This is a genomic window from Luteococcus japonicus (assembly GCF_003752415.1).
GTDB classification, from domain to species: domain Bacteria; phylum Actinomycetota; class Actinomycetes; order Propionibacteriales; family Propionibacteriaceae; genus Luteococcus; species Luteococcus japonicus.
This window is the reverse complement of the sequence record NZ_RKHG01000001.1, coordinates 204,694-222,919: the sequence shown is the minus strand read 5'-3', so window position 1 is coordinate 222,919 and position 18,226 is coordinate 204,694. Positions and strand designations below refer to the sequence as shown.

Sequence of the window (18,226 nt, the reverse complement as noted above, 5' to 3'; positions counted from 1 at the left end):
TGGAGTAGCTGTCTGGACGACGATCGACACACGCGCCGCGATCTCACAACACCCGTCCCCCATGAAGCTGATGTGCTCCATCTGCGCCGTCTGAACATCCGCATTCTCCACCACCGCATAAGTGCCTCGCGAATGGTCGAACACTCGAATCACCCCTTCAGTGCCAGTGGGGAACCTCAGGAACGCACGCGGTAGACGTCGTAGACGCCGGGGACGCGCCGCAATTGGCCCAGCACGTGGTCCAGGTGCGAGGGGTCCGGGGACTCGAAGCTCACCCGCATCTTGTACAACTGGCCTCGGGTGGTGTTCATCGTCGCCTGGGTGATGTTGAGGTGATGCTCGGCCATCACGCGGCTGATGTCTGCGAAGGCGCCCTGCCGGTCCAGACCCTCGATCTGGATGTTCACCAAGTAGCCCGTCGCGCCGGTGGTGTCCCAACTGACCTGCACGATCCGCTCGGGATTGTTCAGCAGGTTGCCGGCATTGGTGCAGTCCCGACGGTGCACGCTGACGCCCTCACCACGTGTCACGAATCCCAGGATCTCGTCACCCGGCATCGGGGTACAGCACTTGGCCAACTTGACGTAGAGCGACGCGTCTCCCGCCACCACCACACCCGTCTCCGAGCGCGAGCTGCGCCCGCGCCGACGACGACCACCGACCGGCGCCTCCTCCAGCGACTCCTCCGCCGCAGCCTCTGCTCCACCAGCCAGCGAGATCAACCGGTGCATGACGGCCTGGGCGCTGACGGACCCCTCCCCGATCGCCGCGTAGAGACTGGGGATGTCCCCCAGCTTCATCCCGTCAGAGACGCTCGTGAGGTGTTCGGCCGTGAGGATCCGCTGCAGGGGCAGACCGGACTTGCGCATCTGGCGCGCAAGGTCCTCCTTGCCCCGCTCGATGGCCTCCTCGCGTCGTTCCTTGCTGAAGTGCGCCTTGATCTTGCTCCGTGCCCGGGGGCTGGTGACGAAGTTCAACCAGTCCCGCGACGGGCCGGCATTCTCGTCCTTGCTGGTCAGGATCTCCACGACGTCGCCGTTGTTGAGCTTGGACTCCAACGGGATGAGCCGGCCATTGACCCGTGCGCCGATGCAGCGGGCACCCACCTGGGTGTGAACGGCGTAGGCAAAGTCGACCGGAGTGGCGCCGGCGGGCAGCGCCTGCACGTCACCCTTGGGCGTGAAGACATAGACCTCGGTGGAGTTGATCTCGAAGCGCAGCGAGTCGAGGAATTCGCCCGGGTCCTCGGTCTCCTTGCTCCACTGGTTGAGGTTGTGCACCCACGTCAGGTCCGTGCCCTCGGCCTCGGAGGTGCTGCCCGCCACGGGATTGCGCAGCGCCTCCTTGTACTTCCAGTGGGCCGCCACGCCGTATTCGGCGCGACGGTGCATCTCGTAGGTGCGGATCTGCAGCTCGACGGGCTTCGCGCCGGGGCCCAGCACCGTGGTGTGCAGGCTCTGGTACATGTTGTACTTCGGCATCGCGATGTAATCCTTGAACCGCCCCGGCAGGGGGTTCCAGCGCACGTGCATCACGCCCAGCGCGGCATAGCAGTCGCGCGGGGTGTCCACCAGTATCCGCAGGCCCACCAGGTCGTAGATGTCCTTGAACTCGCGCCCGCGCACCACCATCTTCTGGTAGATCGAGTAGTAGTGCTTCGGACGCCCATAGACGGTGGCGCGGATGTTCGCAGCCGCCAGGTCCAGCTCCACCTGCTTGATCACCTCACGCAGCTGGCGTTCCCGCTGCGGCGCCTGGTCCGCGACCAGCTGGACGATCTCGTCATAGACCTTCGGGTGCATGGCCGCGAACGAGAGGTCCTCCAGCTCCCATTTGACGGCATTCATGCCGAGGCGGTGGGCCAGCGGGGCAAAGATCTCCAGCGTCTCGTTGGCAATCCGGTACTGCTTGTCCGGCCGCAGGAAGCTCAGCGTGCGCATGTTGTGCAGCCGGTCCGCCAGCTTGATCACCAGCACGCGGATGTCGCGGCTCATCGCGATGACCATCTTGCGAAGCGTCTCGGCCTTGGCGGACTCGCCGTAGGTCACCTTGTCCAGCTTCGTGACGCCGTCGACGAGCAGCGCCACCTCCCCACCGAAGTCGGCGGTGAGCTGCTCCATCGTGTAGGAGGTGTCCTCCACCGTGTCGTGCAGCAGGGCCGCGACGAGGGTGGGTTCGGTCATGCCCAGTTCCGCCAGGATCGTGGTGACCGCCAGCGGGTGGGTGATGTACGGATCGCCGGACTTGCGGGTCTGGCCGCGGTGGTAGTGCTCGGCGGTGTTGTAGGCCCGCTCCAGCAGCGCCAGGTCAGCCTTGGGATGGTTGGCCCGCACCACCTTGAACAGCGGGTCCAGCACCGCCGAGGTGGCGGACTTGCTGGCTCCCAGCCGGGCCAGGCGCTGGCGCATCCGCATCCGCGGTGCTTCGGGGCCGGTGGTGAAGCGGTCCTGCGTCGCTGACGAGGGGCTGGACGCCCCCTGCGAGTAGGGTCCGTAGACGCCGTCGGAGCTCACAGGGGGCCTCCCGGGTGTTCTCAGTGAGCCTGGGGCTCAGACGGTCAGGATGGCGCTGTACGAGTCGATACCGGTCTCGTCCAACGCGGCGTGGCCGTTGAGGAAGCTCAGTTCCATCACCACGGCCACGTGGACCAGGTTGACGTCGAGCTTCCTCAGCAGCTTTGCCGTGGCGCCGATCGTACCGCCAGTTGCCAGCACATCGTCGACGACCATCACTCGGGCACCCGGCTTGATCGCGTCCCGGTGCATGGTCAGCGTCTCCGTGCCGTACTCCAGTGCGAAGGCCTCCTCGTACACGGGGCGGGGCAGCTTGCCCGGCTTGCGGACCGGGACGAAGCCGGCGCCCAGGGCCACGGCCACCGGGGCGGCGAAGATGAAGCCACGGGCCTCCATGCCCACCACGACGTCGATCTCCCCGGGAGCGCTGGCCACCAGCTGGTCGACGGCGGCCTTGAAGCCCTGCGGTGAGGCCAGCAGCGGTGTGATGTCCTTGAACGTGACCCCGGGCTTGGGGAAGTCCTGGACGTCTGCGATCAGCGACTTGATCAGGGCGCGATCATCGGTCATGGCTTCTACCTTCGTTCTCTCACTTGTTCTTGCGCGTCGCACGCGTGGTGCGGGTACGTTGGGTCCGGCCGGCATCTGTCAGGCTTGCGGCCTGGGCACCGACGGTGGCGGCAGCGGCTTCCGTGTTCCGGGAAGCACTGCGCTGGGAGCTACGCTCCAGCTTGGCGCGGTGCTCCTTCATGGCCGGCTCCTTCTCCTTCAGCCAGGCCAGCAGCGGGGTGGCGATGAAGATCGAGGAGTAGGCGCCGGCGATCATGCCGACGAACAGGGCCAGGCCCAGGTCCATCAGCGGACCTGACCCCAGCACGGCCACACCGGCGAAGAGCAGGGCCGCCACGGGCAGCACGCCGATGATGGTGGTGTTCAGGGAACGCACCAGCACCTGGTTCACGGCCATGTTGGCGGCCTCGGAGTAGGTTCGCCGCTGACCGGTCAGGCCCTGGACATTCTCCTTGACCTTGTCGAAGACCACCACCGTGTCGTACAGCGAGTAGCCCAGGATGGTCAGCACACCAATGAGGGTCGCCGGCGTGACGGTGAAGCCGACCAGGGCGTAGATACCGACGGTGAGGATCAGGTCGTGGACCAGCGCCACGATGGCCGCGATCGACATCTTCCAGTCCCGGAAATAGGCCCAGATGAGCAGGCTGACCAGGACCATGAAGACACCGAGGGCCTGGACGCCCTTCGCGGTGATCTGCTTGCCCCACGAGGCGCCGATCAGCGAGTAGGTGACCTTGTCATTGGTGGTGCCGGCCGTCTTGGCGATGGCCGCGCGCACCTTGGTCACCTCGTCCGGGGTCAGGGTGCGGGTCTGCACCTTGACCTCGTTCGAGCCCACCGTGAGCACCTGGGTGGAGTCCAGGTCTGCCAGTTTGGTGCCCTGCACGGCGTCACGCACCGTGTCGACGGTCTGGGCGTTGACGGCCATCGGAGCCGAGAAGTCCGCACCGCCCTTGAACTCGATGCCCAGCTTGAGACCCATCAGGACCAGGGCACCCAGCGCGATGCCCAGCATGGCCGCGGAGATCGCGAAGAAGAGCTTGCGGTGGCCGATGAAGTCCCACGAGATGTCGCCGATGTAGAGCCGGTGCGCCAGGCCCAGCTTCTTGCCGTGCGAATCCACATTCTTGGGGGTCTCGCCGGAGAGCTGCTCGTCACTGGGGACGTACTGCATGCTCATCAGGCCTCCTCGGTGCTGGTGGCCACCTGGCCACGACGGGTGCGGGTGCGACGCCCGTCGCTGGTGCGCGGGGTACGGGTACGGATTCCCAGCAGCGAGTTGCGGCTGACTCCCATGTGTTCGGCGTCCAGGCCGGACCACTTGTGGCCCTCACCGAAGAACTTGGTGCGGCCCAGCAGGCTCATCAGCGGCTTGGTGAACCAGAAGACGATGGCCATGTCGATCAGGGTCGTGAGGCCCAGGGTGAAGGCAAAGCCCTTGACGGCGCCGACAGCCAGGACGAAGAGCACCACGGCACTCAGCAGGGAGACACCGTCGGCGATCACGATGGTGCCTCGGGCCTTCTTCCAGCCGGTCTCGATGGCGGTGCGCAGACTACGGCCGTCGCGGATCTCGTCACGGATGCGTTCGAAGTAGATGATGAAGGAGTCCGCCGTGACACCGATGGCCATGATCGCGCCCGCGATGCCGGGCAGGTTCAGGGCGAAGCCCATCGAGGTGCCGAGCAGGGTCATGGTGGCCCAGGTGATGACCGTCGCGATGACCAGCGAACCCACCACGATGATGCCCAGTCCTCGGTAATACAGGAAGGAGTAGGCCACGACGAGGGCCAGGCCCACCAGACCCGCGATGATGCCGGCACGCAGCTGCTCGCCGCCCAGCGTCGGGCTGACGGTCTGGACCTCGGACACGTCGAACTTCAGGGGCAGGGCACCGTAGTTCAGCACATTGGCGAGGTCCTGACCGGTCTTCTGGGTGAAGCTGCCGGAGATCCGCGCCTGCCCGTTGAGGATGGCGGACTGGATGGCGGGTGCGGAGACGACCTTGGAGTCCAGCACGATGGCGTTCTGGTTCAGCGGCTGCTGCTTGTTGACCAGCGCCGTCGTGACGGTGCCGAAGTCCTTCTTGCCCTTGTCGTCGAAGGTCAGGTTCACCACCGTCTGCAGGTCACCCTGAGGAACGCCGGAACTGGCCTCCTTGACGTGCTTGCCCTCGATCACCACCGGGCCGAGCAGGTACTTGGCGGTGCCCTCACGGTCACAGGTCATCAGCGGCTGGTCCGGATTGTCCGGGTATTCCTGCTTGCAGTCGAACTTCTCGAAGTCGGCAGCATCCTCAGCGGTTGGCTGGAAGGCCATTGCCGTCTTCAGGTCCAGCAGCTCACCGGTCGACTTGCCACGCGCCTTCGCCGGAGCCGTGGGCAGGCCGGGCGCGGTGGGTGTCGCCGAGGCTCCCGGGGTGGCCGACGGCTGGGCATACGGCGTGACGGGTGCCATCTGGTAGACATTGCGGAACATCAGCTGGGCCGTCTGCCCGACCATCTTTGTCAGGTCGTCGCTGCCGACATTGGGCACGCTCACCACGATGTGGCTGCCGCCCTGGGTGGCCACGGAGGATTCCCCGACGCCCAGTCCGTCGACGCGCTGCTGGATGATCATCCGCGCCTGCTCGAGGTTCTCCGGCGAGATGGAGCCCTGGCCATTGGTGTTCGACGCCGTCAGGGTGATGGTCGAACCACCGGCGAGGTCGAGGCCCAGCCGCGGCTTCCAGGTGTTGGCCAGTGCCATCAGCCCGTAGAGAGCCGCCGCGATGAGGGTGAAGATGATCAGCGTGCGGCCGGGATGTGACCGGCCCGTGCTCGTTGCCACAGTTGTTGTCCTTGTCAGGGGGTCCGCGGGGCGGTTCAGATCTGGCGGGTGTCAGGAGTGCCGTCGGCGGCCTCGACGGGCTCGGCCGCCGCATCCGCCGCGTACTCCGAACCTGTCGGCTCAGTGCCCGAGCTTGTCCAGGGGAGCTCGTCCGCGAACTCGAACTCCTCCTCCTGGGGCTCCACCACGCGGATCACGGCCTGCTTCATGGCGGTGACCTCCACGCCCGGAGCGATCTCGACGATCAGCTGCTCGTCACCCACGTGCGTCACGGTGCCGAAGAACTGGCTGGTGAGCAGCACCCGGCTGCCGTCGGTGATCGACTCACGCACCTTGCGCTGGGCCTCGGCCTGCTTCTTCATCGGCCGCTGCATGAGAAAGGTGAAGACCAGCAGGCCAACCACCATCCACAGCAGCATGCTGCCACCAGCGAACATCGGAGTCATCAAGGGGTTGCCTTCCGTCGAGGACGAAGTCGTCACGGGCCGGCTGCGCGCGGAACTCGGCACGGCCCATCGGACAGCGTACCCACTGACTCCGTGCAGGCACGATTCAACAGGCCACTCGGTGCCGCGAAGCATCTCAGGCGCCGAACAGGTCCTGCTGTGCCGGGGGCGTCAGCCCCAGGTGCTGCCAGGCCCTGACGGTGGCCACCCGGCCGCGCGGGGTACGCATCAGGAAGCCGAGCCGGACCAGGAAGGGTTCGGCGACCTCCTCGACGGTCTCGGTCTCCTCGCCCACACTGATCGCCAGCGTCGACAGGCCCACCGGACCACCGCCGAACTTGGTGCAGATGCTCTCCAGCACCGCACGGTCCAGCCGGTCCAGCCCCAGCGGGTCGACCTCGTAGAGCTCCAGCGCCTCCGACGTGATGCGCGGATCCACCCGGCCCGCGTGTTTGACCTCGGCGTAGTCCCGCACCCGACGCAGCAGCCGATTCGCAATGCGGGGCGTGCCGCGCGACCGGGAGGCGATCTCCATGCCGGAGGCGGCATCCAGGGCCACGCCCAGCACGTCGGCCGAGCGCATCACGATGTGCTGCAACGCGTTGGCATCGTAGAAGTCCAGGTTCGCGGTGAAGCCGAAACGGTCACGCAGTGGGCCGGGCAGCATGCCGGAACGAGTGGTGGCCCCCACCAGCGTGAAGGGTGGGATGTCGATCGGGATCGCCGTCGCCCCAGGCCCCTTGCCCACCACGACGTCCACCCGGAAGTCCTCCATCGCCAGGTAGAGCATCTCCTCCGCAGGGCGGCTCATCCGGTGGATCTCGTCGAGGAAGAAGACCTCCCCCTCCGTCAGGCCGGACAGGATCGCCGCCAGGTCTCCCGCATGCTGGATCGCCGGGCCGGAGCTGATGCGCAGCTGCGTCCCCATCTCTGCCGCGATGATCATGGCCAGCGTCGTCTTGCCCAGGCCCGGTGGGCCGGAGAGCAGCACGTGGTCCGGCGTCGAGCCGCGATGCCGTGCCGCCTCGAGCACCAGCCCCAGCTGGTCGCTGACCCGGGGCTGGCCCTCGAAGTCCGCGAGGCGTGAGGGGCGCAGGGCGGCCTCGACGGCGCGTTCCTCCGGTTCGGCGTGCGGGTCGACGGGTGAATGTTCCACGTGCTCAACCCTACTTGCGCGCCAGGGAGACCAGGGCCTGGCGCATCAGCACCGCGATGCCGACGCCCGGGTCCTCGTCCACCAGGTGGGCGACATTGTCGCAGGCAGCCTCGGCGTCCTTCGCGGACCAGCCCAGCCCCTGCAGCCCGTCGGAAACCTGCTCCCGCCATTGCGCGGCACCGGCACCGCTCGGCGTGGGCGCGGTCACGGCCCCCAGGGCGTTGACCTTGTCCTTGAGCTCGATCACCATCTTCTGCGCGCCCTTGCGTCCGATGCCGGGTACCTTGCACAGCGCGACGAGGTTCTCCGAAGCGATCGCGGCCCGGAAGTCGTCTGGGCTCATCACGCTGACCACGGCCTGGGCGATCTTGGGCCCGATGCCGCTGGCGGACTGCACCAGCTCGAACAGGTCACGCTCGTCGGCCGAGGCGAAGCCGTAGAGTGTCATCGAGTCCTCACGGACCACCATCGACGTGTGCAGGGTGCTGGTGGCGTCCAGCCGCACCGAGGCTGCGGTGGCCGGGGTGCACAGGGTCCGCATCCCGAAGCCGTTGACGTCCAGCACCACGTAGGTGGCGCCGATGGCGGCGACGGTACCAGTGAGGTGACTGATCATGCATGGCTCCTATAACTGCGACGGGGTGTGGCACGGGCCCTCTCAACGGCCTCGGCATAGCGGTTGGTGGCGGCTCCGCGCCAGACATGGCAGATGGCCAGACCCACCGCATCGGCGGCATCCGCGGGTTTCGGGGGTTCAGCCAGCTTCAGGATTCGGGCGACCATCGCGCCCACCTGGGCCTTGTCGGCCCGCCCGGAGCCGGTGATGGCCGCCTTGACCTCACTGGGCGTGTGCAGGGCGACGGGGATGGAGTGCCGGGCCGCGATCATCATCGCGATGCCCGCGGCCTGACTGGTCCCGGTGACCGACTGAAGGTTGTGCTGGGCGAAGACCCGCTCCACCGCGATCGCATCGGGCCGGTGGCTGACCACCCATTCCTCGATGCCGTCGTGGATCCGCAGCAGGCGCTGGGCGTGGTCCAGGTCGTGCGGGGTGCGCACCACACCGACACCCACCAGATCCAGCTGCCGTCCGGGAACGCCGTCCACGATCCCGATGCCACACCGGGTCAGGCCGGGATCCACACCCAGAACTCGCACACCAACCTCCCGGCCACAGCAACTCTCGAACAGATGTTCGGAATCCTACTCCAGTAGGGTCGAGGGGTGGAATTGCTTGATGTCATCGGTGTGTTCGCCTTCGCCCTGTCCGGCGGACTGGTGGGCGTGCGCCGCCATTTCGACATCTTCGGGATCCTGACCCTGGCCGTTGTCACCGCCCTCGGTGGCGGCATCGTCCGGGACCTGCTGTTGGGCATCACACCCCCACGCAACATCACGAACCTTCCCCTGGTGGTGCTGGCGCTGGGGGCCGGCCTGTTCACCTTCTTCTTCGAGGGCACCGTCGAGAGACTGCGACGCCTGGTGCTGGTGGCCGACGCCGTCGGGCTGGCCGCCTTCTGCGTCACCGGCACGTTGACCGCCATCAACGCCGGACACCCCGGGATGGAGGCCATCCTGGTGGGAGTGATCACCGCTGCCGGAGGTGGGGCCATCCGCGACGTGCTGGCCGGACAGGTGCCCAGCGTCTTCTCCCCCGAGCTCTACGCGCTGCCTGCCCTGCTGGGGTCCGTGCTGGTGGATGTCACGCAGCGGCTCGGGCTTGGCGGACCGCTCACGCAGTGGCTCCTGGTGGCCCTTGTCTGCGCCCTGCGGATCGCCGCGGTGAAGTTCAACTGGAAGTCACCGACCCCGCGGCGCCCCGAACGCGAATGAACGGCCCCCTCGACGGGCTCAGGAGCACGTCAAAAGGGGGCCGCTCAGGCAAAGTCGGTGGATCAGTCCTCGGCGTCCATCTCGGCCTGCAGCTCGGGGCTGAGCTCGACATTGGTGTAGACATTCTGCACGTCGTCGGACTCTTCCAAGGCGTCGACGAGCTTCTCGATCTTCTCGACGACCTCGCGCTCGGAGACGACCTGCCCGAAGGTGGGCACGAAGGCGACATCGGCGGAGTTGTAGTCGATGCCGGCGGCCTGGACGGCCTTGCGGACCTCGACCATGTCGTTGGGGTCGCAGACCAGCTCGAACTCGTCGCCATTGTCGTTGACATCCTCGACATTGGCCTCGATGGTGGCCTCGAGCAGCTCGTCCTCGGTGATCTCACGGGTCTCGGTTTTGCGGCCCTCTCCCGGGATCTCCATGGTCTTGGCAACGGTGACGACGCCCTTGCGCTCGAACAGGCGCTGCACCGAACCGCCGTCGGCGATGGTGCCACCATTGCGGGTGACGGCCACACGGACCTCGGAGACGGCGCGGTTGCGGTTGTCCGTGAGGCACTCGATCAGGATCGCGACGCCGGCCTGGCCGTACGCCTCGTACATGATCGTCTCGTAGTTGACGGCATCGGCGCCGACACCCGAACCACGCTTGACGGCGCGATCGATGTTGTCATTGGGAACCGAGGTCTTCTTGGCCTTCTGGATCGCGTCGTAGAGGGTGGGGTTTCCGCCGGGGTCACCGCCGCCAACGCGCGCCGCAACCTCGATGTTCTTGATCAGCTTGGCGAACAGCTTGCCGCGCTTGGCATCGATGACGGCCTTCTTGTGCTTCGTCGTGGCCCATTTGGAGTGACCGCTCATGCGTCAACCTCACCTCTCGTGGAAATTCCTGCCGGCCAATGCTAGCCGCTTGCCCCGTCCACCCGTAACTCGCGTCCGTAGAGGACCACCATCTCCTCCGATTCGTAGCCCACGGACTCGAACAGGTCCAGTGCACCCTCCGGGTTGATGGTGTCCACGCCCAGACCAGCTCCGCCCAGCCCTGCGTCCAGGAAGGAACGCATGGAGGCGATCAGCAGTGCGGGCCCCAGGTTGTGGCCGCGCCACGCGGGCCGGACACCCAGCCGGTCGGTCCACCCCTCCTGGTAGCCCAAGGAGTCCCAGTCCTGCACATTGGCGCAGTTCATCGCATAACCCACCACCTCGCCGGCCATGGTGGCCACCCAGGACCACTGCGGCCGGGCGGCATGGCGCCGCATCGAGTGCTCCCAGGCGGCCCGGGAGACGGCGTGCACGCCCGGTACCTCCGCGAAGGCCTCGTTGTGGGCTCGGCGCACCGCCTCGCTGAGCTCCGGGTGGAAGGGCTGCAGCTGGATCCCGTCGGTCGGTGGCACCGGGGGCAGCTGCGAGTGGCCCCACTCATCGCTGAACTGGGCGTGCATGTCGAAGTACCACCGTCTGGGTGTGAAGCCCACGCCCTCGATCATCCGCGCATACCCGTCGAACTTCTCGTCCACATAGCGGCTCAGCATCACATGGCACACGGCCGGGTCCTGGGCGTGGGCCTCGTCGAGCCATTCCTGCCCGCGAGCGACCTGCCACTCGACGATGCCTCGGCCGATGTGCTGGTGGCGCCATGCCGGGTGCACTCCCCCGTCGAGCCAGATCTGGGGCTCCCCCACGTCAGAGCCGTGCAGGTGGTTCCAGCCATAGGCGACGATGGTGCCGCCCTTGTCCCGTCCCACCACGGCGTCCATTCCCGGGTTGGCGCCCGGCGCGTGGAAGTGCTCACGCAGTTCCGGCAGACCCAGTCTTTGGACAGGGTCGTCGAAGTACTCCAAGGCCATGCGCAGTTCGGCGAGTTGCCCCAGGTCCGAATCCTCCAGACTGGACCACTCGAGACTGCCCTCAACGAACGGATCCACGCTGCTCCTCAGATGGGGGGACTTCCACCCTACCCATCATGGGGCCGCGTGGATCCGCCGGGTCAACGGGCTGTCTGTTCGGCGCGTCGCGGCAGCTTCCAGCGGTGGATGGAACGGTCGGCATGCCAGTCCACCACGCTCCAGCCGTTCTTGCGGGCGGCGCGCAGCAGGCCCACATCTGGCTGGACCGCCACCGGATTCCCGACGGTGGTCAGCATCGGCAGGTCCACGTGGCTGTCGGCATAGGCGAAGGACTTCGACAGGTCGATGCCGTGCAGCTCCGCATAGTGCCGCAACCAGGCGCTGCGCGACTCGCCCACCATGGGAGGCGAGGTCAGGAAGCCCGTGCACACGCCATGGGCATCGGTGGCCAGCTCCGCGGCGACAATCACGTCGAAGAGGTCTTCCAGCGGACGGGTCAGGGGGCGGATCACGCCTGTCAGCAGGACGGTGGTGTGTCCGGCGGCCCGGTGCTCCTCGATCCGCGCCAGGGCCTCCGGCGAGAGACGGTCCTTGACGAAGGGGGCCATCTGCTCGTCGACATAGGACTCCAGGCGGCTCATCTCCATGCCCGCGTACCGGCGGTACATGGACCGCAGGAAGCTGGCGCGGTCGCGGCGGTCCGCGCCCAGGTAGCCCGGGAGCGCCGCGGCCACCTCGGCCAGCTCCCGCACCCGTCCCACCGGGGAGAGGCCGGGCAGCCGGGCCCACAGGTAGGTCTCGACGACATTGGTGTCCATCACGGTGCCGTCCAGGTCGAAGACCGCCAGCACCGTGCCGGGCTCGGCGGGCTTCAGCTCCTTGAAGGTGCTCGATCGCTTGCCGCGACGATTGCGCAGCGCCTCCAGGCGACGCACCGGATCCGTGATCGAGGGCGTGTGGATCTCCATCATGTACGTGCGCCAGTCCACCGCGGAGGTGTCGAAGGCAAAGGCCTCCCGGTCCTCGGGGTGCAGCGAGTTGTGCAGCGCCATCGTGCAGTCGTCGACGAAGTGCAACTGGGACTGCAGGTACTCGCCGTAGAGGCTCAGGTAGCGACGCAGGAAGTCCAGCTGCTTGCCCTGCTTGTCCAGGGCGAGGGCGGCTTGACGGGTGTACTTGCCTCGGGGTGCCCAGCTGACCAGGCGGTCCCCCACCCCATGTGCCTTCCCGGCGACGTCCAGGAAGCGCTGCACCGGCTGTTCGCCGGGGAACTTCCACGTCGCCAGCGGGGCCACCGTGCCGTCGGAGCGGGTGTAGGGGTGCTGCGCGAAGTACTCGCGGATGTACTCGTAGATCTCCCGGAAGGTCATCGGGTTACGGGCACCGGTGGAGCAGTGGTAGAACTCCGGCTCGCCGATGGTCGGTTCGGTCGCGCAGGCCGCGATGATGGCGTTGACGACATGGTCACAGGGCACGATGTCGAGCGCGGCATCCGGCGAGGCGGGGAACTCCTTCAGCTGCCCCTTGCCGTAGGCCAGGATGATCGGGTCGGCCATCTTGAAGCCCTCGATCCATCCCGGGTAGGGGTGGACCAGGCTGGACTCCACGATGGCGGGGCGCACGATGGAGACCTTGAAGTCCTTGCCCAGGTCAACGACCACGCGCTCACCCATCGCCTTGGCGAAGGTGTAGACGTCGGTCCAGCCCAGGGAACGCGCGCGCTCGGTGCCAGCCTCCACCAGCTTCGCCTTCACCCATTCCTGGCGGCGACGCTCCGTGTCGTGGGCAGTGGTCAGGAAGCCGGCCTGCCGGTGCTCGCGCTCCGCCTGCTTGCGCAGAGTGGCCAGCATCTCCGCGGTGCGGCTCTGCTCCTCCACCAGCTTGCCCATCGCCAGAGCCTGTTCGGTCTCCACGCGGTAGTCAACATCGTGCTCGTGCGCGGCCTCCGGGATGGCACCGCGACGCCGCCCCGCGGTGTAGGCGGTGGAGATGTGGACATAGTGCGGGACGCGCACCAGCGTGCCCTGCCCGTCGCTGCACGCGACGCGGATGGCCTCCATCAGCGCCTGGGTGCCCAACACGTTGGTCTTGAAGGCGGAGTCGATAGGCGGGTCGAAGCTGACGTCACCGGCGCAGTGGATGACCACGTCGAGGTCTCGCGGGAGCTCGGGAACATTCGGCAGGTCACCGGAAAGGACGTCGACGCGCTGGTCCAGCAGTTCCTGCGCACCACCGACAGCAGAAGCCAATTCCTTGAAGATGGGCTTCTTCAACAGGCTCACGACGCGTTGTTCGGCGCTCACCGAACCCTTGGGACGCACCAGCACCACGGCACGCGTGTCCGGCAGTTCGGTGAGGATCTTCCACAGGATCTGCTCGCCGATGAACCCGGTGACACCGGTCATCACGATCTTCTTGCCCGCCAAGAGGTCCTTCAGCCGGCCGTCGAGCAGCGGCGGGACGTGGGTGGGGGCGCCCTGCGCGAAGGCCGCGTTCATCGCGCGACCTCGGCCTTCGCGACCTCGAGCGCCTCGGGCAGGGTGAAGTTGCCGACGTAGAGGGCTGTTCCGACGATCGCGCCCTCGACGCCGATCGGGATCAGGCCGCGTAGCTGGCGCAGGTCCTCCAGCGTGGAGATGCCGCCGCTGGCCACCACGGCCGCCTCGGTCCGGGCGCACACCTGCCCCAGCAGCTCGAAGTTGGGGCCGGTGAGCATGCCGTCGCTGGCCACGTCAGTGACGACATAGCGCTGGCAGCCGGCATCGTTGAGGCGCTGCACCGTCTCGAAGAGGTCGCCGCCCTCCTCCGTCCAGCCGCGTGCGGCCAGCCGGGTGCCCTTCACGTCCAGGCCGATGGCCACCTGGTCACTGTGCTCGGCGATGATCTTCTCGCACCACTCGGGGTTCTCCAGGGCCGCGGTACCGATGTTCACGCGACGCGCGCCGGCCTCCAGCGCCCGCTCGAGACTCTCGTCGTCGCGGATGCCACCGGACATCTCCACGTTGATGTGGAGCTCGTTCACGATGCGGGCCAGGGTCTCGGCATTGCTGCCCCGGCCGAAGGCGGCGTCAAGGTCCACCAGGTGGATCCACTCGGCCCCTTCACTCTGCCATCGGCGGGCAGCCTCGAGCGGGTCACCGAAGACCTTCTCGGAACCGGCCACGCCCTGGACGAGCTGCACGGCCTGGCCATTCTGGACATCGACAGCGGGAAGCAGAACAAGAGAATTCACGACTGAACCCTAGCCCATGCCTGCACAGGAACCCGGCCCTCAGCGTGCCGTGGTCAGCCAGTTGCGCAGCAACCGAGCGCCTGCCTGACCGGACTTCTCCGGGTGGAACTGGGTGGAGCTGACCGCTCCGCGCTCCACCGCGGCGACGAACCGGTCTCCCCCGTGCTCTGCCCACGTGACAAGGCAATCTGCGGGGGCCTCGTGCACACCGTAGGAGTGGACGAAGTAGAAGCGTTCGTTCCCCAGACCGTCGAAGAGCGTCGTACCCTGCGGTGCCTCGATCCCGTTCCACCCCATGTGCGGCAGACGGGTGGAACGCAATGGCTCGACGGTGCCTCCGAAGATCGCCAGACCGTCGCTCCGCGTTCCGTGCTCGGTGCCCTCACGGAACAGGATCTGATGTCCGACGCAGATGCCCAGCAGCGGCTTCTCGTCGGCCACCCACTGCGCCACCAGGTCGTCGCCGCCCACGGCCAGCAGCCCCTGCATGCACGCCGCGAAGGCACCGACGCCCGGCACCAGCAGCCGCCCACAGGCCCGCAGGGCCGCATGGTCACTGCTCAGCACGACGGTGGCCCCGGCGGATTCCAGGGCGCGACAGGCGGAGTGGAGGTTTCCCGAGCCGTAGTCCAGGACGCCTACCCTCACAGCGTGCCCTTGGTGCTGGGGATGCCCTTTACGCTGGGATCCAGCCGGATGGCAGTACGCAGCGCCCGGGCCAGTGCCTTGAACTCCGCCTCGACGATGTGGTGCGGATCGCGGCCCGCCAGCAGGCGCATGTGGATGCACAGGCCGGCGTTGAGGGCGAAGGACTCGAAGACGTGGTAGGTCATCGAGCCGGCATAGGGCACGCCGGAGCCGCCGATCAGGGCGTAGACCTGTCCCTCGGGTTCGCCGGTGCACACGCAGTAGGGACGGCCGGCGACGTCGACGACGCACTGGGCCAGGGCCTCGTCGAGCGGGACCATCGCATCGCCGTAGCGCGTGATGCCGTCCTTGTCCCCCAGTGCCTGTCGCAGGGCCTGCCCGAGCGCGATGGCCGTGTCCTCGACGCTGTGGTGGCCGTCGATGTGCACGTCGCCGGTGCAGCTGACCTCCATGTCGATGCCGGAGTGCTTGCTCAGTGCAGTGAGCATGTGGTCGTAGAAGCCGACGCCGGTGCTGATGGTGCTGGCACCGGTGCCGTCCAGGTCGATCGAGACCTTGATGGTGGACTCGCTGGTGGTGCGCTCCACGGTGGCGGTGCGGCTCATCGGGTCTCCTTGGTGATGGTCGGGGCGATGGCGGTCAGGGCTTCACGGAAGGCCTTCATCTCCCGGGGCGTCCCGGCCGAGACGCGCAGAAATCCGTCCGGCCCGGTCTCACGGATCAGCACGCCCCGGTCCAGCAACTTCTGCCACACCTCGTGCCGGTCCTCGAAGCGGCCGAAGAGGCAGAAGTTGGCCTGGCTGGGGACCACGTCGTAGCCCTGCTCGCGAAGCCATTGCTGCAGGAGCTGGCACTGCTCGCGCAGCGCGTCGACCCGGTGCAGCATCTCCCGGGAGTTCGCCAGCGCCACCAGGGCGATCGCCTGGGAGGCGCCCGACAGGTGGTAGGGAAGGCGCACGATGCGGCAGGCGTCCACAATGGCGGGCGTGGCGGCCAGGTAGCCCAGGCGTCCGCCGGCGTAGGCGAAGGCCTTGCTCATGGTGCGGCTCACCACCAGGTGTTGGTGCCGTGGCAGCAGTGCCAGCGCCGAGTCCTCCGGGAACTCCGTGAACTCCTGGTAGGCCTCGTCGACCACGACGATGCAGTCGGGCCTGACCTCGGCCAGCCGGGTGCAGATCTCGTCGATGACGCTCACGGGAGTCGTGGTGCCGGTCGGGTTGTTGGGCGTGGTGATCAGGATGATGTCGGCCCGGTGCTCCTCGACGGCGGCCAGCACGGCGTCGGCCTCGATCCGGAAGTCCTCGCTGCGCGGCACGGCCACGTAGTTCGTGAGTGTGTTGCGAGCGTACTCGGGATACATCGAGTAGGTGGGGCTGAAGCCCAGCACGGTGCGGCCGGGACCACCGAAGGCCTGCAGCAGGTGCGTCATCACCTCATTCGAGCCATTGGCCGCCCAGATGTTGTCCGTCCCCAGCCCGAAGCCCAGATAGGTGGCCAGGGCGGTGCGCAGCTCAATGGCCTCCCGGTCCGGGTAACGGTTGACGGTGCGGGCCGACTCGGCGATGGCCTTGCCCATCTGCTCCCGGACCGCGTCGCTGGGCGGGTAGGGGTTCTCGTTGACGTTCAGGCAGACCGGGACGTCCAGCTGGGGGGCGCCATAGGGCTCCTCCCCGACCAGCTCGGGCCTCAGGGGCAGTTCGTCGAGGGTGATCGGGGTGAACTTCTCGCTCATGCCTGGGCCTCCTGGTCCTGGTCCTGCGACGTCTTGGGGCGACGCACGGTGATGGCGTTGGCGTGGCCGGGCAGGTTCTCGGCCAGCGCGAAGGTCTCCACGCTGTCGGCGAGCTCCATCAGGGCTTCCTGGTTGTAGTTGATGACGTGCACGGCCTTCATGAAGCTGCGCACGCTCAGTCCGGAGCTGTGGCAGGCGCAGCCGGCGGTGGGCAGCACGTGGGTGGAGCCGGCGGAGTAGTCACCCAACGAGACGGGAGACCAACCTCCGACGAAGATGGCGCCGGCATTGCGCACCCGGGCGGCCCACTGCTCCGCATCCCGGGTCTGCACCTCGAGGTGCTCGGCGGCGTACGCGTCGCAGACCAGCAGGCCCTGCTGGAGGTCGCGCACCAGCACGATGCCGGACTGCTCGCCGGTCAGGGCGGTGTGCACGCGCTCGGCGTGCCGGGTGGCGGCCGCTTGAGTGGCGGTGGCGCGCTGCACGGCGTCGGCCAGCGCGGCCGAATCGGTGACCAGCACGGAGCCCGCCATCGGGTCGTGCTCTGCCTGGCTGATCAGGTCTGCCGCGACGTGCTCGGGATTGGCGGTCTCGTCGGCCAGGATCATGATCTCCGTCGGCCCGGCCTCGGAGTCGATGCCCACCGTGCCGCGCATCAGCCGCTTGGCGGCGACGACGTAGATGTTGCCCGGGCCGGTGACCATGTCCACCCGCTCGCACAACCCGGGAACCCCGTGCGCGAACATCGCGATGGCCTGGGCACCGCCCACGGCATAGACCTCGTCGACGCCCAGGATGTGACACAGGGCCAGGATGTTGGGGTGTGGCAGCCCGTCGAACTCTGCCTGTGGCGGGCTGGTCACGGCGATGGAGGACACTCCGGCCACCTGGGCCGGCACCACGTTCATGATCACGGAGCTGGCCAGCGGAGCCAGACCACCCGGCACGTAGAGCCCGACGCGATGGACGGGGATGATGCGCTGGGTGACCATGGCCCCCTGCGCGACCGTCACGCTGGGTGAGGAGGTCTCCTTCTCCGCCAGCTCGCACACCTGGCGGCGGCGCGTGATGGACTCCTCGAAGGCCGCGCGCAGCTTGGGATCGAGCTGCTCGGCGCACTGCGCCAGCACCTCTGCCGGGACGCGCAAGTGCTTCGGTGTCACCTTGTCGAACTGCTCTGCGAAGCGCACGAGCGCGGCAGCGCCCTCAGAGGCGACCGTGTCGCAGATCGGGCGGACCTTCTCCACGGCGTGCTCCACGTCGAAGGCGGCGCGCGGGACGGCGGCGCGGTAGTCGAAGGGCTCGGAGCCCTGTCCGGAGCCGGTCAGGTCGATGGTTCGCAGAAGGTAGTTGTCAGGCACGCGGCCGAGTCTAGTGAGCGGGACTGGCATTCTTCGACGGCGACCTTGTGGTGG

17 protein-coding genes are annotated in these 18,226 nt (G+C 67.5%); 1 reads left to right on the top strand and 16 read right to left on the bottom strand.

The genetic code is table 11. The features are described from left to right. Positions 1–176: 176 nt before the first annotated feature. From EDD41_RS01010 to ruvC, 8 genes are all read right to left on the bottom strand, one after another. Positions 177–2,513 carry a RelA/SpoT family protein gene (locus EDD41_RS01010; RefSeq protein ID WP_245995483.1) on the bottom strand — a complete coding sequence of 779 codons (2,337 nt, stop codon included), beginning with the start codon at positions 2,511–2,513 and terminating at the stop codon, positions 177–179. A 36-nt stretch (positions 2,514–2,549) separates the two neighbouring features. Beyond that, positions 2,550–3,083, bottom strand: a complete 534-nt coding sequence (locus tag EDD41_RS01005; RefSeq protein WP_094764638.1) for an adenine phosphoribosyltransferase — start codon at positions 3,081–3,083, stop codon at positions 2,550–2,552. 19 nt (positions 3,084–3,102) lie between these two features. After that, complete coding sequence (secF, locus tag EDD41_RS01000; RefSeq protein WP_094764762.1) at positions 3,103–4,260, bottom strand: protein translocase subunit SecF; 1,158 nt, start codon at positions 4,258–4,260, stop codon at positions 3,103–3,105. 5 nt (positions 4,261–4,265) lie between these two features. Further along, the gene (secD, locus tag EDD41_RS00995; protein ID WP_123576753.1) at positions 4,266–5,873 is read right to left on the bottom strand and encodes a protein translocase subunit SecD; all 1,608 of its coding nucleotides are present in this window, start codon (positions 5,871–5,873) and stop codon (positions 4,266–4,268) included. A gap of 77 nt (positions 5,874–5,950) precedes the next feature. Then, positions 5,951–6,361: a preprotein translocase subunit YajC gene (gene yajC, locus EDD41_RS00990; RefSeq protein WP_170165180.1), complete on the bottom strand. Its 411-nt coding sequence runs from the start codon at positions 6,359–6,361 to the stop codon at positions 5,951–5,953. Between the two features lie 136 nt (positions 6,362–6,497). Beyond that, positions 6,498–7,517: a Holliday junction branch migration DNA helicase RuvB gene (ruvB, locus tag EDD41_RS00985; protein WP_094764640.1), complete on the bottom strand. Its 1,020-nt coding sequence runs from the start codon at positions 7,515–7,517 to the stop codon at positions 6,498–6,500. A gap of 10 nt (positions 7,518–7,527) precedes the next feature. Continuing rightward, entirely contained in the window at positions 7,528–8,133 is a 606-nt protein-coding gene (ruvA, locus tag EDD41_RS00980; RefSeq protein WP_123574667.1) for a Holliday junction branch migration protein RuvA, read from the bottom strand. Beyond that, positions 8,130–8,666 (bottom strand): crossover junction endodeoxyribonuclease RuvC, encoded by a 537-nt coding sequence (gene ruvC, locus EDD41_RS00975; RefSeq protein ID WP_094764764.1) that lies wholly within the window; start codon positions 8,664–8,666, stop codon positions 8,130–8,132. Before ruvC ends, ruvA begins: the two co-directional genes overlap by 4 nt. A 75-nt stretch (positions 8,667–8,741) precedes the next feature. Between ruvC and EDD41_RS00970 the strand changes: the two genes are divergently transcribed. Beyond that, positions 8,742–9,350 carry a trimeric intracellular cation channel family protein gene (locus tag EDD41_RS00970; RefSeq protein ID WP_123574666.1) on the top strand — a complete coding sequence of 203 codons (609 nt, stop codon included), beginning with the start codon at positions 8,742–8,744 and terminating at the stop codon, positions 9,348–9,350. A 62-nt stretch (positions 9,351–9,412) separates the two neighbouring features. On the opposite strand, the gene EDD41_RS00965 is transcribed toward EDD41_RS00970, so the two are convergent. The 8 genes from EDD41_RS00965 to hisD form a co-directional block, all read right to left on the bottom strand. Then, positions 9,413–10,213, bottom strand: coding sequence for a YebC/PmpR family DNA-binding transcriptional regulator (locus EDD41_RS00965; RefSeq protein WP_123574665.1), 801 nt, complete (start codon positions 10,211–10,213; stop codon positions 9,413–9,415). A 41-nt stretch (positions 10,214–10,254) separates the two neighbouring features. Further along, the gene (locus EDD41_RS00960; protein WP_123574664.1) at positions 10,255–11,277 is read right to left on the bottom strand and encodes a GNAT family N-acetyltransferase; all 1,023 of its coding nucleotides are present in this window, start codon (positions 11,275–11,277) and stop codon (positions 10,255–10,257) included. A 62-nt stretch (positions 11,278–11,339) separates the two neighbouring features. Next, positions 11,340–13,697, bottom strand: coding sequence for an HAD-IB family hydrolase (locus EDD41_RS00955; protein ID WP_123574663.1), 2,358 nt, complete (start codon positions 13,695–13,697; stop codon positions 11,340–11,342). After that, positions 13,694–14,431 (bottom strand): bifunctional 1-(5-phosphoribosyl)-5-((5-phosphoribosylamino)methylideneamino)imidazole-4-carboxamide isomerase/phosphoribosylanthranilate isomerase PriA, encoded by a 738-nt coding sequence (gene priA, locus EDD41_RS00950; protein WP_094764646.1) that lies wholly within the window; start codon positions 14,429–14,431, stop codon positions 13,694–13,696. Before priA ends, EDD41_RS00955 begins: the two co-directional genes overlap by 4 nt. A 39-nt stretch (positions 14,432–14,470) precedes the next feature. Further along, complete coding sequence (gene hisH / locus EDD41_RS00945) at positions 14,471–15,079, bottom strand: imidazole glycerol phosphate synthase subunit HisH (protein WP_123574662.1); 609 nt, start codon at positions 15,077–15,079, stop codon at positions 14,471–14,473. Next, entirely contained in the window at positions 15,076–15,684 is a 609-nt protein-coding gene (gene hisB / locus EDD41_RS00940; RefSeq protein ID WP_123574661.1) for an imidazoleglycerol-phosphate dehydratase HisB, read from the bottom strand. The genes hisH and hisB overlap by 4 nt, the downstream gene beginning before the upstream one ends. Next, complete coding sequence (locus EDD41_RS00935; protein ID WP_094764649.1) at positions 15,681–16,811, bottom strand: histidinol-phosphate transaminase; 1,131 nt, start codon at positions 16,809–16,811, stop codon at positions 15,681–15,683. Before EDD41_RS00935 ends, hisB begins: the two co-directional genes overlap by 4 nt. Next, positions 16,808–18,172, bottom strand: coding sequence for a histidinol dehydrogenase (gene hisD / locus EDD41_RS00930; protein ID WP_370596997.1), 1,365 nt, complete (start codon positions 18,170–18,172; stop codon positions 16,808–16,810). Before hisD ends, EDD41_RS00935 begins: the two co-directional genes overlap by 4 nt. Positions 18,173–18,226: the final 54 nt, after the last annotated feature.